The organism is Escherichia sp. E14V7 (assembly GCF_004212225.1).
Lineage (GTDB): Bacteria > Pseudomonadota > Gammaproteobacteria > Enterobacterales > Enterobacteriaceae > Escherichia.
Genome location: NZ_RHJJ01000008.1, coordinates 146,054 through 161,206, shown reverse-complemented (window position 1 = coordinate 161,206; position 15,153 = coordinate 146,054). Strand labels below are relative to the sequence as shown.

Here is a 15,153-nt window from a genome sequence, read left to right as displayed (position 1 = left end):
CCTGATCGCCTTGCCTTATTGAATATGATTGCTATTTGCATTTAAAATCGAGGCCTGGTTTTTTTACTGAAACGATTATGACTTCAATGACCCTTGATTTACCTCGCCGCTTCCCCTGGCCGACGTTACTTTCTGTCTGCATTCATGGTGCTGTTGTGGCGGGTCTACTCTATACCTCGGTACATCAGGTTATTGAACTACCTGCGCCCGCGCAGCCGATTTCTGTCACCATGGTTGCCCCGGCCGAACTTGAGCCGCCACAAGCCGTTCAACCGCCGCCGGAACCAGTGGTGGAGCCAGAACCGGAGCCTGAGCCGATACCAGAACCGCCAAAAGAAGCTCCGGTAGTCATTGAAAAGCCGAAGCCGAAACCTAAGCCAAAACCGAAGCCGGTGAAAAAGGTACAGGAGCAGCCGAAACGTGATGTCAAACCGGTAGAGTCACGTCCGGCGTCACCGTTTGAAAATACGGCACCAGCTCGCCCGACATCAAGTACGGCAACGGCTGCAACCAGCAAACCGGTCACAAGTGTCGCGTCTGGTCCACGGGCATTAAGCCGTAATCAACCGCAGTATCCGGCGCGCGCGCAGGCACTACGCATTGAAGGGCAGGTTAAAGTTAAATTTGACGTCACACCGGATGGTCGCGTGGATAACGTACAAATTCTTTCAGCCAAACCGGCGAACATGTTTGAGCGCGAAGTGAAAAACGCGATGCGCAGATGGCGTTATGAGCCGGGCAAACCCGGAAGTGGGATTGTGGTAAATATCCTGTTTAAAATTAACGGCACCACCGAAATTCAATAACCTGAAAATCAAAAGCCTCCAACCTGGAGGCTTTTGACTATTACTCTACAGGTAAGGCACGAGGCTTTCCTTCAGGGTCGACGGCAACATACTTAAATAACGCTTCCGTCGCTTTATAGCGCTGCCCAATCGGCTCAGACGCCACTTTTTTCACCCATACTTCAATATTAATGCTGACTGATGTCGTCCCTTTTTGGAGACAGCGCGCATAGCAGCACACCACATCACCAACCGCAACTGGTCGTAAGAAAGTCATTCCTTCAACCCGCACGGTCACGACGCGACCGTGGGCAATTTCTTTTGCCAGAATGGCACCGCCAATATCCATCTGCGACATCAACCAACCACCAAAGATATCGCCATTGGCATTGGTATCGGCAGGCATGGCTAAAGTACGTAAAACAAGATCGCCCTGAGGGACGTTAGGTGTTGTAGACATGGTAAAACCGACATAAAAGGAAAATCACAGGCGCGATGCTACTATGATTTTCCAAATGAGAACAGAGGATATGCAGCGCCGGCCCCGAAGGGCCGGCAGACAGATTATGATTTATCTTCCTGAGGCATATGGCGGTAGATATAAATACCGCTTAACAGTGTGAAGATTAAGGTGAGGGCGGTCAGACCGAACACTTTGAAGTTGACCCAAATGTTTTGCGGTAGCCAGAATGCGATGTAGATATTCGCCAAGCCGCAAAGAATAAAGAAGACTGCCCAGGCCAGATTCAGTTTCGACCACACCGGCTGCGGTAGAGTGAGTTCTTTACCCAGCATGCGCTGAATCAGCGGCTTTTTCATTACCCATTGGCTAACCAACAAAGCACCGGCAAACAGAGCGTAGATGACAGTGACCTTCCATTTAATAAACTCATCATTGTGGAAGAACAGCGTCAGACCACCGAAAACAACCACCAGAACGAAGGTGATCAGGGCCATCTTCTCAACTTTCCGGAAGCGAACCCAGCTATAAATAAGCACAATCGCCGTGGCGACGATGAGCGCCGCAGTTGCCGCATAGATGTCATAAATTTTGTAGAACGCGAAGAAGACAACCAGCGGTAAAAAATCAAGAAACTGCTTCATTTTACGATTCCGTAATCAAATACTTCAGGTTATTGGCGAATCAACATGTACAGGCGGAACAGATAGATAAGCAATACGGCTGAAATCAGGTTGCTTAAGGTATTCGCCAGTACGGCACCAATTTCCGGGGTTAATGCGGCAAACGAAGAGGCAAACAGCAGCAACAGTGTTTTTGCCAGTAACCAGCTTAGTACTGCAGGTGCCACCAGACGCATATTCGCCCATGTCAGCCGCATACTGCTGCGCATAGAGGCGAAAACGCCCATTTTATCCTGCACCAACATCACCGGCGCCAGTGCCAGTAAAATGGCCATTAAAATTCCCGGAACGACCACCAGCATGATGCCAATCTGTACTAAAAGGGTAGTCAGAAAAATCAGAATAAATAACTTTGGCAATATCGGCGCACTGGCACCAATAGCGCGTAGCGCACTGACTCTCTGACCCGCGGACACCAGTTGGATGATTAATATTACGCCTCCGGCGAGTATGGCGTTACCGATTAATCCTGAAAAAGTGGACGCAGCGGAAGCACGCAGCAAAATTTGTTGCTGTTCCGGGGACATATTTTGCACCAGATCGAACAACCCACCGCCGCCACTAACGGGCGCGCCGTCATTGAGCTGCGCAAGCTGTGCGTCACTGGGTGAGAAAACATGTCCTAACACCACTGTGATAAATGCACAAAGCAACGATACCAACAGAATGGTCATAAATTGATTACGGAAGAAATTTCCGGTGTCACGGTATACGGACTGCGCCGTGATAGACATGCACTCTCCTTGAGTTTTATGCAGGTGTTAATTAGCGGGCAATTGTACCCTGGTTATCCCTTCAGTGGCAGCATCACGACTTGTATGGAAAAGCATATCTTTGTAAAGCGCAGGTAATCCACAGCGTGCGTGGGTGCGATCACAGGATCCATTGCTTTCTCCAGACACGACAAATTCCTGACAAGCAGAAGGGCTGTTTGCATAAATACCGCAACTTACCGCCTGCTTAAAAGGCCAATAAGGTAGCAAAAGAATACTTTCGGAGATGGAAAGCATTCAAATTGATTTGAATCATGTTAACCAGGATTTGCGATACAACTTCTAAATTAATCCAGATCAATAAATGGTCATTTAGCGAATGCAATGTGATCTATGTAGGATCATTTGTTACTCCAATGTAGGTATATTCGTCACGTTTTTATAACCATAACGACGGAGCGAATATGAAAAAATTAACAGTGGCGGCATTGGCAGTCAGTACACTTCTCTCTGGTAGCGTCTATGCTCACGAAGCAGGCGAGTTCTTTATTCGTGCAGGTTCGGCAACGGTACGTCCAACGGAAGGCGCGGATGGAACTCTGGGAAGCCTGGGTGGCTTTAGCGTGACCAATAACACCCAACTGGGCCTGACCTTCACCTATATGGCGACTGATAACATTGGTGTGGAATTGCTGGCGGCATCTCCGTTTCGTCATAAGGTTGGCACAGCCACAACCGGAGATATTGCGACAGTCCACCATTTACCGCCAACACTGATGGCACAATGGTATTTTGGCGATTCCGGCAGTAAATTCCGTCCTTACATTGGTGCGGGTATTAACTACACTACCTTTTTTAATAATGACTTCAATGACACCGGTGAAGGTCTTGGTTTATCCGACCTTAGTCTGAAAGATTCATGGGGTGTGGCAGGACAAGTCGGTGTGGATTACCTCATCAACCGTGACTGGCTGCTGAATATGTCGGTTTGGTACATGGATATCGATACCGACGTGAAATATAAATCCAACGGCGCAGTGCTGCCAGCAGGACATTACTCTGACAATGTCCGCCTTGATCCGTGGGTATTTATGTTCTCTGCGGGTTATCGTTTTTAATTATTTGCCCGTCAATAAACCGCCAGATGTTTTCTGGCGGTTTGTCTCGTATTAACTGCGCGTCGCCGCTTTCATCGGTTGTACAAAAGCTTTCAGTGCTTCCAGCATTTTCTCTGGCTGATTAATATGTTGCTCGATGATTTTAACAATTGCAGAACCAGAAATTGCGCCCGCAGCTCCTGCATCAATTGCTGCTTTTACCTGATCTGGGGCGGAAATACCAAAGCCCTGCAATGGAGGCGCAGCATTGTATTCTTTCAGCTTCGTGACCAGATGATTGAGCGGTAATGCCGCGCGGTTTTCCGCTCCGGTCACGCCCGCACGCGACAGTAAATAGGTGTAACCACGACCGTAAGAGGCAATCTGGCGTAGCAAATCATCATCAGCATTCGGCGGGCAGATAAAGATAGGCGCGACATTATGACGGAGTGCTGCCTGGCGGAAGGGCGCGGACTCTTCAACTGGCACGTCGGCAACCAGCACCGAATCGACGCCGACTTTTTCACACTGGGCGTAAAACTCATCAATGCCTTTGTTAAACACCAGGTTGGCGTACATCAGCAGGCCAACAGGAATGGTCGGATGTTTTTGACGAATCAGTGCCAGCATCTCAAAACATTGTGCCGGGGTCACACCTGCCGCAAAGGCACGCAGTGTAGCGTTTTGAATGGTCGGGCCATCTGCCAGCGGGTCGGAGAAGGGGATGCCTAGCTCCAAAGCATCAGCACCTGCTTCGATCAACGTATCGATAATTTTCAGCGACTGCTCAATGCCCGGATCACCGAGGGTGACGAAAGGAACAAATGCGCCTTCTTTGCGCTCCTTCAACTGGGCAAACAGAGATTCGTAGCGTTCCATCAGATTTCCCCTCGTGCTTTCAAAATATCGTGAACGGTGAAGATGTCTTTATCGCCGCGACCGGAAAGGTTAACCACCAGTAGCTGCTCTTTTTCCGGGTTTTCGCGCATCATTTTCAGCGCATGGGCCAGGGCGTGGGAGGACTCCAGCGCCGGGATAATCCCTTCGTGCAGGCACAGCGTTTTGAAGGCTTCCAGTGCTTCATCATCGGTAATTGAAACATAATCAGCGCGACCGATGCTGTTGAGATACGCATGTTGTGGACCGACGGACGGGAAATCCAGTCCGGCGGAGATGGAGTATGATTCTTCAATCTGCCCATCTTCGGTCTGCATCATCGGCGCTTTCATACCGAAATAAATGCCCACGCGACCATGTTTTAATGGTGCACCGTGCTCGCCGGTTTCGATACCGTGACCACCAGGCTCTACGCCAATCAGGCCGACGTCGGTTTCGTTGATGAAATCTGCAAACATGCCGATGGCATTCGAACCGCCGCCAACACAAGCGATAACGGCATCCGGCAGACGGCCTTCTCTTTCCAGAATCTGCGCTTTCGTTTCTTCGCCAATCATCCGCTGAAACTCACGCACAATGGTCGGGTAAGGATGCGGGCCAGCTGCGGTACCCAGCATATAGTGCGCGGTTTCGTAACTACCGGACCAGTCGCGTAGCGCCTCATTACAGGCATCTTTCAGCGTCGCGGAACCGCTATGCACCGGGATCACTTCCGCACCCATTAAGCGCATACGAAAAACGTTAGGCGACTGGCGCTCCACGTCTTTGGCACCCATATAAATACGGCATTTCAGGCCGAGCAGGGCGCTGGCAAGGGCCGACGCCACGCCATGCTGACCGGCACCGGTTTCGGCGATGATTTCTGTTTTACCCATCCGCTTCGCCAGTAAAGCCTGACCGAGCACCTGGTTAGTTTTATGCGCGCCGCCGTGCAGCAAATCTTCGCGCTTTAGATACAGCGTGGTGTTCGTCCCGGCTGTAATGTTCTGGCATTTGGTCAGCGCGGTTGGGCGCCCGGCATAGTTTTTCAGCAGGTCGTTGAACTGGGCCTGAAATTCAGGATCTTTTTGCGCGCTGACAAAAGCTTCTTCCAGCTGGCGCAGAGCAGGCATCAGGATTTGTGGCACGTACATGCCGCCAAACTCACCAAAATACGGGTTAAGTAATGTTGTCATTGTTCCTTTCCTTAATATGCGCGCAGCGTCTGGAAAACCGAGGCCAAAAGGCGTGCGTCCTTAATGCCCGGTTGCGACTCTACAGCAGAATTAAAATCAAGCCCGGCGCAGCCGGTTTGTGCCGCTTCCACGCAGTTATCTGCGCCTAAGCCCCCCGCCAGCAGGACGTTGCCAAGCGATTGACCGTTTAACAGTGACCAGTCGAAACGTTGCCCGCTTCCACCCTGGCCGTTGTCGAAAACATATTTATCAACGTGCTGAAAATCGCGCGCGGGAAGAGTTTCACCGACGCTCAAAGCTTTCCAGATGGCAACGTTAGCGGGCAGCACGTCACGCAGCGTATCGATATACAGCTGATCTTCATTACCATGCAGTTGCACTGCTGCCAGCGATAACGCGTTAGCTTTGTCCACCACATCGGCAATATCGTGATTGCGGAATACGCCAACGTATTGCAACGGTGCCGCAGCCATCACTTCCTGCGCCTGTTCAACGCTGACGCAACGCGGTGACGTTGTAACAAATATCAATCCACCGTAAATCGCGCCCGCGTCATAAGCGGCTCTGGCATCTTGTGGGCGAGTCAGGCCACACACTTTATTCTCACCCAGCAACACCCGACGCACGGCGGCGTTCAAATCGTCATGGGCCATCAACGCCGAACCAATTAAAAAGCCGTTAGCGAAGTGGCTTAACTCTCGTACCTGAGCGTAAGTATTGATGCCGGATTCGCTGATTACCGTCACGTTGTGTCCCAGTTTCGGCGCAAGCTCGCGGGTACGGTTGAGATCAATCGACAAATCACGCAGATCGCGGTTGTTGATGCCAACGACCTTTGCCCCCAATGCAATGGCGCGCTCCAGTTCCTCTTCATTACTGACTTCGGTCAGCACACCCATCTTCAGACTATGGGCGACGGCTGCAAGCTGGCGATATTGTTCATCGTCCAGAACCGACAGCATTAATAAGCAGGCATCGGCCTGGTAATAACGCGCCAGATAGATCTGGTAAGGGTCGATAATAAAGTCTTTACATAAAATCGGCTGCGGGGCGATTTGGCTGACGATGGGGAGGAAATCAAAGCTCCCCTGGAAATATTTCTCATCGGTCAGCACCGAAATTGCCGAAGCGTAATGTTTATAAATCGAGGCAATGCGTGCCGGATCGAAATCATCACGGATCACGCCTTTTGACGGCGAAGCTTTCTTACATTCCAGAATAAACGCCGTGCGCGCGCCTTGTAGCGCATCATAAAAATGTCGCGTGCTCGGCTGAACCTCATTCTGAAAACTGGCCAGCGGTTGCTGCTGTTTGCGGGCTTCTACCCAAATCGCCTTGTCTGCGACGATTTTCGCTAAAACGGTTTGCATCATTTACCCTCGTGCCGCCAGTGCGGTGACTCTGTCGTAAGCGGAACCATTGCGCAGTACCTCAAGAACGGTTTGCGCATTGGCTTGCAGATCTTCATGGCCATGCAGGCGCATTAACATGGCGACATTCGCCGCGACGGCTGCTTCATGGGCGGCGTCGCCTTTACCTTGTAACAAGCGTGTTAAAATGTCACGGTTTTCTTCCGGTGTTCCGCCTGCCAGTTGCTCCTGGTGGTAGGGCGTCAGGCCAAAATCTTCAGCGGTCAATTGATAGCTCTTAATTTCGCCGTCATGCAGTTCGGCAACGATTGTCGGCGCGTGTAATGAAACTTCATCCATCCCGCCGCTGTGCACCACCGCCGCGCGTTGATACCCCAGCACGCGCAAGGTTTCGGCAATCGGCAGCACCAGTTCCGGGCTGTAGACACCAATTAACGCCAGCGGAGGATGCGCCGGGTTAATCAGTGGCCCCAGCACGTTGAATAGGGTGCGGGTTTTCAGTTGCTGGCGAACCGGCATCGCGTGGCGGAATCCGGTGTGATATTTCGGCGCAAAGAGGAAACAGACGCCTAACTCATCCAGCGCCTGGCGCGATTTATCGGCGTTCATATCAAGATTAATACCGAACGCCGCCAGCAGATCCGACGAGCCGGATTTACTTGAGACGCTGCGGTTACCGTGTTTCGCCACTTTCAGCCCACAGGCCGCGGCGACAAACGCACTGGCGGTAGAAATATTGATACTGTTACTGCCGTCACCGCCGGTGCCGACGATATCGGCAAACAGATAATCAGGGCGTGGGAACGGCGCGGCGTTTTCCAGTAGCGCGGTTGCTGCTCCGGCGATTTCGTTTGGGTGCTCGCCGCGAATTTTCATGCTCACCAGCGCCGCCGCCAGCTGTTCTGGCTTCAGCTCGCCACGCACCACCGCTGAAAAAAGCTGGTGGCTTTCTTGTTGGCTAAGCGTCTGCGCCTGATACAGTTTTTCCAGAATCGGTTGCAGCGTGTTGGTTGGCTCTAGTTTCTGCTGCGCCCAGGCCAGCGTTTGTTCCAGCAGGCGAGCGCCCTGGGTAGTGAGAATGGATTCCGGATGGAACTGGAATCCGCAAACGCGATCCGCATCGTGACGCACCGCCATCACCATGCCATTAAAATGGGCGTTGATGGTTAAACCGGCCGGAATATTACTGCCAACCAGCGAGTGATAACGCGCCACCGGCAGCGGGTTTGTTAATCCGGCAAACATCGCCTGACCGTCATGTTCAATGCTCGACGCTTTACCGTGAAGAATTTCGCCCGCCTGACCGACATAGCCCCCGTAAGCTTCGACAATCGCCTGATGTCCGAGGCAAATGCCAATGATTGGCAGCTTGCCACGCAAGCGGGTGAGCAGTTCTGGCATACATCCCGCTTCACTCGGCACCCCTGGCCCCGGAGAAAGCATCAGCACCGGATTGCTCATGGTCGCCAGACGTTCAATTAAGGTCTGCGCCGGAATATGGTTGCGGTAAATCACCACGTTATGACCATTGCTGCGCAACTGATCTGCCAGGTTGTACGTAAAAGAGTCGATATTATCGAGCAGCAGAATGTCAGCCATCAGAAAGTCTCCTGTGCATGATGCGCGGTGGCAATAGCGCGCAGTACAGCGCGGGCTTTATTACGGGTTTCGTCGGCTTCCGACTGCGGAACAGAATCAAGGACTACACCAGCACCCGCTTGCACGGTGGCGATACCGTTTTCCACCAGCGCCGAGCGGATGACAATGCAGGTGTCGAGATCGCCATGCGCGGTGAAATAACCTACCGCGCCGCCGTAGCTGCCGCGGCGACGACCTTCCGCTTCGGCAATTAACTGCATAGCGCGTACTTTCGGCGCACCGCTTAACGTCCCCATATTCATACAGGCGCGGTAAGCGTGCAGGGCGTCGAGATCGTGGCGCAGCTCACCGACCACGCGGGAGACCAGGTGCATCACGTAAGAGTAACGGTCAACTTTGGTGAGGTCGGCGACGTAGCGGCTGCCGGGGGTGCAAATGCGTGCCAGATCATTACGGGCGAGATCCACCAGCATCAGATGTTCAGAAAGCTCTTTATGATCGGTACGCATTTCCAGTTCGATGCGGCTGTCGAGGTCTCTGTCCAGTGAACCATCGGCACGACGACCGCGTGGACGTGTTCCGGCAATCGGGTAGATCTCAATCTGGCGGCTGGTGGCGTCATACTTGAGCGAACTCTCCGGCGACGCGCCAAACAGGGTGAAATCATTATCCTGCATAAAAAACATGTACGGGCTGGGATTACTCTTTTTCAGCACGTAATAGGCCGCCAGTGGTGAAGGGCAGGGCAGCGAGAAACGGCGAGATGGCACCACCTGGAAAATTTCTCCGGCGCGAATCGCTTTTTGCAACAAACGCACTACGCCACCGAACTCTTCATCGCTCTGATTACATTCACAACGCATATGCGGCACGGAAACCACCGGCAGCGGCGGCGCGGCTTCGGTCAGTTGCTGACGTAGTTCGTTCAGGCGCGCAGTGAGACGCTGTTTTTCTTCTTCATTCGGAGCAAACAGGCTGGCCTGAATACGGGTGCTTTTTTTCTGATGGTCAATCACCATCAGCGTTTCAGCGAGATAAAAACAGAAATCAGGGCAGTTATTTTCCGCTGCCAGTTGCGGTAAATCTTCAAACCCCGCCACCAGGTCATAAGAGAACAGGCCGCCGAAGAACATGGCTTCTCGTTCTTCCTTCGGTACATTCAACAGATTCTGCAATAAGCGGAAAGCGTCAAAAACCGAAAGGGAGCATAAGCGAGCGTCTTCATCCAGCAGTGGACTAACAGGGGGGAAACGCAGCACACGGCAGTTTGGTGATTGTTCATGTTCCACACCCGCAGGCAGGGCGTTATCCAGTAGCGTCAACAGGGCTTCGCCATTGCGTGAGAGTGCTTTAATTGTGACAGTGTCACCTAAAGCTGTAATACGCAGCGCACTGTCCACCAGCAGCAGGCTTTTTAAATCATCTTTGCTGTCGATATCTGCGGATTCCAGCAGCAGCGTTGCCGGACGATCCCCACACAACTGGTGAAAAAGCGCGGTCGGATTATCGCGATAAGCGCCTTCGCAGGTTAACAATTCGAGAGTTGGTTTTTGTGTTTGCATTGTTATTCTCTAATTTTGTTCAAAAAAAAGCCCGCTTATAAGGCGGGCTGGGTATCTGATTGCTTTACGCATGGTGAATACACTGCCCGTTTCAGGAAGTGCGCCACCAACCTTTCAGTACGAAAATCGCTTTCATTGTCGATACCCTTTTTACGTGAACTTGCGTACTAGTTAACTAGTTCGATGGTTGATTGTCAACAGCTCATTTCAGAATATTTGCCAGAACCGTTATGATGTCGGTGCCAAAAACATTATCCAAAACGGGAGTGCGCCTTGAGCGACACGAATTACGCAGTGATTTACGACCTGCACAGCCACACCACAGCTTCCGATGGCTGCCTGACGCCAGAAGCATTGGTGCACCGTGCAGTCGAGATGCGCGTTGGCACCCTGGCGATCACCGACCATGACACCACAGCTGCAATCGCGCCAGCAAGAGAAGAAATTTCACGTTCGGGACTGGCGCTGAATCTTATTCCCGGCGTGGAAATTTCCACGGTCTGGGAAAATCATGAAATTCATATTGTCGGGCTGAATATTGATATTACTCATCCGCTAATGTGTGAGTTCCTCGCGCAGCAGACAGAACGGCGCAATCAGCGGGCGCAGCTAATTGCCGAAAGACTTGAAAAAGCGCAAATACCAGGGGCGCTGGAAGGCGCGCAACGACTGGCGCAGGGCGGCGCGGTGACGCGCGGTCATTTTGCTCGTTTCCTGGTGGAGTGCGGCAAAGCCAGTTCAATGGCGGATGTCTTTAAAAAGTATCTGGCGCGCGGGAAAACCGGATACGTTCCGCCACAGTGGTGTACAATAGAACAAGCTATTGATGTCATTCATCATTCTGGCGGTAAGGCGGTGCTAGCTCATCCTGGGCGGTACAATCTTAGTGCTAAATGGCTGAAAAGATTGGTTGCGCATTTTGCCGAACACCACGGCGACGCGATGGAAGTCGCGCAGTGCCAGCAATCGCCCAATGAACGCACCCAGCTGGCGACACTTGCGCGTCAGCATCATTTATGGGCATCACAAGGATCTGATTTTCATCAGCCATGCCCGTGGATCGAACTGGGTCGTAAACTCTGGCTGCCCGCAGGCGTTGAAGGCGTCTGGCAGCTATGGGAACAGCCGCAGAACACCACAGAGAGGGAATTATGAGCCAGTTTTTTTATATTCATCCTGATAACCCGCAGCAACGTCTGATCAACCAGGCGGTGGAGATCGTGCGTAAAGGCGGGGTGATTGTTTATCCAACTGATTCCGGCTATGCGCTCGGCTGTAAAATTGAAGATAAAAACGCGATGGAGCGTATTTGTCGTATTCGCCAGCTGCCGGACGGTCACAACTTTACCCTGATGTGTCGCGATCTTTCTGAACTTTCGACCTATTCATTCGTGGATAACGTTGCGTTTCGTTTAATGAAAAACAACACGCCGGGCAACTATACCTTCATCCTGAAGGGGACGAAGGAAGTGCCACGCCGTCTGTTGCAGGAAAAACGCAAAACCATTGGGATGCGTGTGCCTTCAAACCCGATTGCGCAGGCGTTGCTTGAAGTATTGGGCGAACCGATGCTTTCCACTTCGTTGATGCTACCGGGCAGCGAATTTACCGAATCCGATCCGGAAGAAATTAAAGACCGTCTGGAAAAACAGGTGGATTTGATTATTCACGGTGGCTATCTCGGACAGAAACCGACAACGGTCATTGATCTTACCGATGATACGCCGGTCGTGGTGCGTGAAGGCGTGGGTGATGTGAAACCTTTCTTATAACAAATTGCGTTCCACGGATGGAAGACTATGGCAGGGATATATCGCTGCATTTTGCTGTTGATAGTTGGGCTTTTTTTCTCTTCGTTGAGTTATGCGAAAAACACGGAGATCCCTTCATATGAAGAAGGGATCTCGCTCTTTGATGTTGAAGCCACTCTGCAACCGGATGGGGTGCTCGACATCAAAGAGAACATTCATTTTCAGGCGCGAAATCAGCAGATTAAGCACGGGTTTTCTCGTGATTTACCACGACTATGGATGCAGCCTAATGGGGATGCTGCACTGCTGAACTATCGTATTGTTGGCGTCACCCGTGATGGCGTTCCTGAACTCTGGCATCTTGACTGGCATATCGGGTTAATGAGTATTGTCGTGGGCGATAAACAACGTTTCTTGCCTCAAGGCGACTATCATTATCAAATTCATTATCAGGTTAAAAATGCTTTCCTACGCGAGGGTGATTCTGACCTGCTAATCTGGAACGTGACCGGTAACAACTGGTCGTTTGAAATCTATAAGACCCGATTTTCACTCAAGTTCTCTAATATTGCGGGTAATCCATTTAGTGAAATCGATCTCTTTACCGGAGATGAGGGCGACACATATCGAAATGGCCGCATCCTTGAGGACGGAAGAATTGAATCCCGCGATCCGTTTTATCGTGAAGACTTCACGGTACTCTACCGCTGGCCTCATGCCTTGCTGGATAATGCCCCGGCACAACACACGACGAATATTTTTAGCCATCTTTTTTGGCCCTCAACATCGTCTCTTATCATTTGGTTACCGTGTTTGCTCCTGGCGTGTGGATGTTTATATCTCTGGAGGCGCAGGCCGCAATTTACGCCGGTAGATGTGATTGAAACCGATGTCATTCCGCCAGATTACACGCCCGGTATGTTACGTCTCGATGCGAAGCTGGTTTACGACGATAAAGGTTTTTGTGCCGATATCGTAAATCTGATTGTGAAAGGAAAAATTCATCTGGAAGATCAGTATGACAAGAACCAGCAAATCCTGATCCGTGTTAATGAAGGCGCCACCAGAAATAATGCGGTATTACTGCCCGCAGAGCAGTTATTACTGGAAGCGTTATTTCGTAAAGGCGATAAGGTCATTCTCACGGGGAGGCGCAACAGAGTCTTACGCAGGGCGTTTTTACGGATGCAGAAATTTTATCTGCCGCGTAAAAAGTCTTCCTTTTACCGACCTGATGCGTTTTTGCAATGGGGGGGAATGGCGATATTGGCGGTCATTCTCTACGGTAATCTGAGTCCCGTAGGTTGGGCAGGAATGAGTCTGGTGGGCGATATGTTTATTATGATCTGCTGGCTTCTTCCTTTTTTATTTTGTTCCCTTGAGCTTTTGTTTGCCCGCGATGATGACAAGCCTTGCGTTAATCGTGTAATCATCACTTTGTTTTTACCACTGATTTGTTCAGGCGTGGCCTTCTATTCTCTCTATATCAATGTCGGAGATGTATTCTTTTACTGGTATATGCCAGCGGGTTATTTTAGCGCTGTTTTCCTGACCGGTTATCTCACTGGCATGGGGTATATTTTTCTGCCAAAGTTTACCCAAACCGGGCAGCAACGTTATGCCCACGGTGAAGCTATCGTTAACTATCTTGCGCGTAAAGAGGCGGCAACACACAGTGGGCGGCGGCGGAAAGGGGAAACACGGAAACTGGATTACGCGTTGTTAGGTTGGGCTATATCGGCAAATTTGGGGAGGGAATGGGCGTTACGCATCGCCCCTTCGCTTTCTTCGGCGATTTGCGCTCCAGAGATTGCCCGTAACGGCGTTTTATTCTCATTACAGACGCACCTGAGTTGCGGGGCCTATACCAGTTTGTTGGGGCGGAGCTATTCCGGTGGTGGTTCTGGCGCTGGTGGCGGAGGCGGTTGGTAACCAAATCGACGTTAATCGAAACAAGCTTTAACCATAAAGATAGTGTAGTATGTTGCGCCTCAAAGCCAGGCCGATAAACGTCGAGTCGTTTACTTAAGGCCTGAAGAGTTCGAACAGACTTTACTATCAGTGAGTCAGATGTAAGTTCTGACTCATTGTTGCACAAAAGCATATCAGACGCCTGGGAAGGCGACACCAAAAGGAAGCTCTATGAGCGAAAAGCTACAGAAAGTGCTGGCGCGTGCCGGCCACGGTTCTCGCCGTGAAATCGAATCTATTATTGAAGCCGGTCGTGTGAGTGTTGATGGCAAAATTGCTAAACTCGGCGATCGCGTTGAAGTTACCCCTGGGCTGAAAATCCGTATCGATGGTCATCTGATTTCGGTACGTGAGTCCGCTGAACAAATTTGTCGCGTTCTGGCCTATTACAAGCCGGAAGGTGAGTTGTGTACACGTAATGACCCGGAAGGGCGTCCGACCGTGTTTGATCGTCTGCCGAAGCTGCGCGGTGCGCGCTGGATTGCCGTGGGGCGCCTGGACGTAAACACTTGCGGTCTGCTGCTGTTTACCACCGACGGTGAACTGGCAAACCGCTTAATGCACCCCAGCCGTGAAGTGGAACGTGAATATGCCGTGCGTGTATTTGGTCAGGTTGACGACGCGAAACTGCGTGATTTAAGCCGTGGCGTGCAATTGGAAGATGGTCCGGCAGCATTTAAAACCATCAAGTTCAGCGGTGGTGAAGGGATTAACCAGTGGTACAACGTGACTCTGACCGAAGGTCGTAACCGTGAGGTTCGTCGTCTTTGGGAAGCGGTTGGTGTGCAGGTAAGTCGCCTGATCCGTGTGCGTTACGGTGATATTCCACTGCCGAAAGGTCTGCCACGCGGCGGCTGGACAGAGCTGGATCTCGCCCAGACTAACTATCTGCGTGAACTGGTGGAACTGCCGCCAGAAACCAGCTCTAAAGTCGCTGTAGAAAAAGACCGTCGTCGTATGAAGGCGAATCAGATTCGTCGTGCGGTGAAACGTCATAGCCAGGTGAGCGGTGGTCGCCGTTCTGGCGGACGTAATAATAACGGTTAATTTAAGATAAGTATAAAATAAAGGCCCTGCGGGGCCTTTTCTT

The 15,153-nt window shown here is 51.3% G+C and carries 15 protein-coding genes, 1 pseudogene and 1 other annotated feature; of the genes and pseudogenes, 6 read left to right on the top strand and 10 right to left on the bottom strand.

The window, feature by feature from the left end:
* Positions 1–86 precede the first annotated feature (86 nt).
* A complete protein-coding gene (gene tonB / locus D9741_RS10595; protein ID WP_064528843.1) occupies positions 87–806 on the top strand; it encodes a TonB system transport protein TonB in 720 nt (239 codons plus the stop codon).
* A 40-nt stretch (positions 807–846) separates the two neighbouring features.
* Here the strand turns inward: tonB and yciA are convergent, their stop codons facing one another.
* The 4 genes and pseudogenes from yciA to D9741_RS23565 all read right to left on the bottom strand — a co-directional run.
* Positions 847–1,245, bottom strand: a complete 399-nt coding sequence (gene yciA, locus D9741_RS10590) for an acyl-CoA thioester hydrolase YciA (RefSeq protein ID WP_130208879.1) — start codon at positions 1,243–1,245, stop codon at positions 847–849.
* 104 nt (positions 1,246–1,349) lie between these two features.
* Positions 1,350–1,889 carry a septation protein A gene (locus tag D9741_RS10585; RefSeq protein ID WP_000808667.1) on the bottom strand — a complete coding sequence of 180 codons (540 nt, stop codon included), beginning with the start codon at positions 1,887–1,889 and terminating at the stop codon, positions 1,350–1,352.
* 29 nt (positions 1,890–1,918) lie between these two features.
* Complete coding sequence (locus tag D9741_RS10580; RefSeq protein ID WP_130208877.1) at positions 1,919–2,662, bottom strand: YciC family protein; 744 nt, start codon at positions 2,660–2,662, stop codon at positions 1,919–1,921.
* Between the two features lie 27 nt (positions 2,663–2,689).
* Positions 2,690–2,904: pseudogene (locus D9741_RS23565) on the bottom strand (YkgJ family cysteine cluster protein); the annotation flags it as partial.
* 201 nt (positions 2,905–3,105) lie between these two features.
* Between D9741_RS23565 and ompW the strand changes: the two are divergent.
* Positions 3,106–3,759 carry an outer membrane protein OmpW gene (gene ompW / locus D9741_RS10575; RefSeq protein WP_130216030.1) on the top strand — a complete coding sequence of 218 codons (654 nt, stop codon included), beginning with the start codon at positions 3,106–3,108 and terminating at the stop codon, positions 3,757–3,759.
* 51 nt (positions 3,760–3,810) lie between these two features.
* On the opposite strand, the gene trpA is transcribed toward ompW, so the two are convergent.
* The 6 genes from trpA to trpL form a co-directional block, all read right to left on the bottom strand.
* Entirely contained in the window at positions 3,811–4,617 is an 807-nt protein-coding gene (trpA, locus tag D9741_RS10570; RefSeq protein ID WP_130216032.1) for a tryptophan synthase subunit alpha, read from the bottom strand.
* Positions 4,617–5,810: a tryptophan synthase subunit beta gene (gene trpB / locus D9741_RS10565; protein WP_000209509.1), complete on the bottom strand. Its 1,194-nt coding sequence runs from the start codon at positions 5,808–5,810 to the stop codon at positions 4,617–4,619. Before trpB ends, trpA begins: the two co-directional genes overlap by 1 nt.
* A gap of 11 nt (positions 5,811–5,821) precedes the next feature.
* On the bottom strand, positions 5,822–7,183 hold the full coding sequence (gene trpCF, locus D9741_RS10560; protein ID WP_171020894.1) for a bifunctional indole-3-glycerol-phosphate synthase TrpC/phosphoribosylanthranilate isomerase TrpF: 1,362 nt from the start codon (positions 7,181–7,183) through the stop codon (positions 5,822–5,824).
* On the bottom strand, positions 7,184–8,779 hold the full coding sequence (gene trpD, locus D9741_RS10555; RefSeq protein WP_130216034.1) for a bifunctional anthranilate synthase glutamate amidotransferase component TrpG/anthranilate phosphoribosyltransferase TrpD: 1,596 nt from the start codon (positions 8,777–8,779) through the stop codon (positions 7,184–7,186).
* On the bottom strand, positions 8,779–10,341 hold the full coding sequence (gene trpE / locus D9741_RS10550; protein ID WP_130216036.1) for an anthranilate synthase component I: 1,563 nt from the start codon (positions 10,339–10,341) through the stop codon (positions 8,779–8,781). Before trpE ends, trpD begins: the two co-directional genes overlap by 1 nt.
* Before the next feature lie 21 nt (positions 10,342–10,362).
* Positions 10,363–10,456: a sequence feature (Trp leader region), on the bottom strand.
* A complete protein-coding gene (trpL, locus tag D9741_RS10545; RefSeq protein ID WP_001700591.1) occupies positions 10,433–10,477 on the bottom strand; it encodes a trp operon leader peptide in 45 nt (14 codons plus the stop codon). Its footprint overlaps the feature before it by 24 nt.
* Positions 10,478–10,614: 137 nt before the next feature.
* Here trpL and rnm point away from each other — a divergent pair, with 137 nt between their 5' ends.
* The 4 genes from rnm to rluB all read left to right on the top strand — a co-directional run bounded on the left by rnm (position 10,615) and on the right by rluB (position 15,110).
* A complete protein-coding gene (gene rnm, locus D9741_RS10540; protein WP_001285663.1) occupies positions 10,615–11,496 on the top strand; it encodes an RNase AM in 882 nt (293 codons plus the stop codon).
* Complete coding sequence (locus D9741_RS10535) at positions 11,493–12,113, top strand: L-threonylcarbamoyladenylate synthase (RefSeq protein WP_001516499.1); 621 nt, start codon at positions 11,493–11,495, stop codon at positions 12,111–12,113. Before rnm ends, D9741_RS10535 begins: the two co-directional genes overlap by 4 nt.
* A 27-nt stretch (positions 12,114–12,140) precedes the next feature.
* On the top strand, positions 12,141–14,024 hold the full coding sequence (locus D9741_RS10530; RefSeq protein WP_130216038.1) for a DUF2207 domain-containing protein: 1,884 nt from the start codon (positions 12,141–12,143) through the stop codon (positions 14,022–14,024).
* 210 nt (positions 14,025–14,234) lie between these two features.
* Positions 14,235–15,110, top strand: a complete 876-nt coding sequence (gene rluB, locus D9741_RS10525) for a 23S rRNA pseudouridine(2605) synthase RluB (RefSeq protein WP_001291217.1) — start codon at positions 14,235–14,237, stop codon at positions 15,108–15,110.
* Positions 15,111–15,153 lie beyond the last annotated feature (43 nt).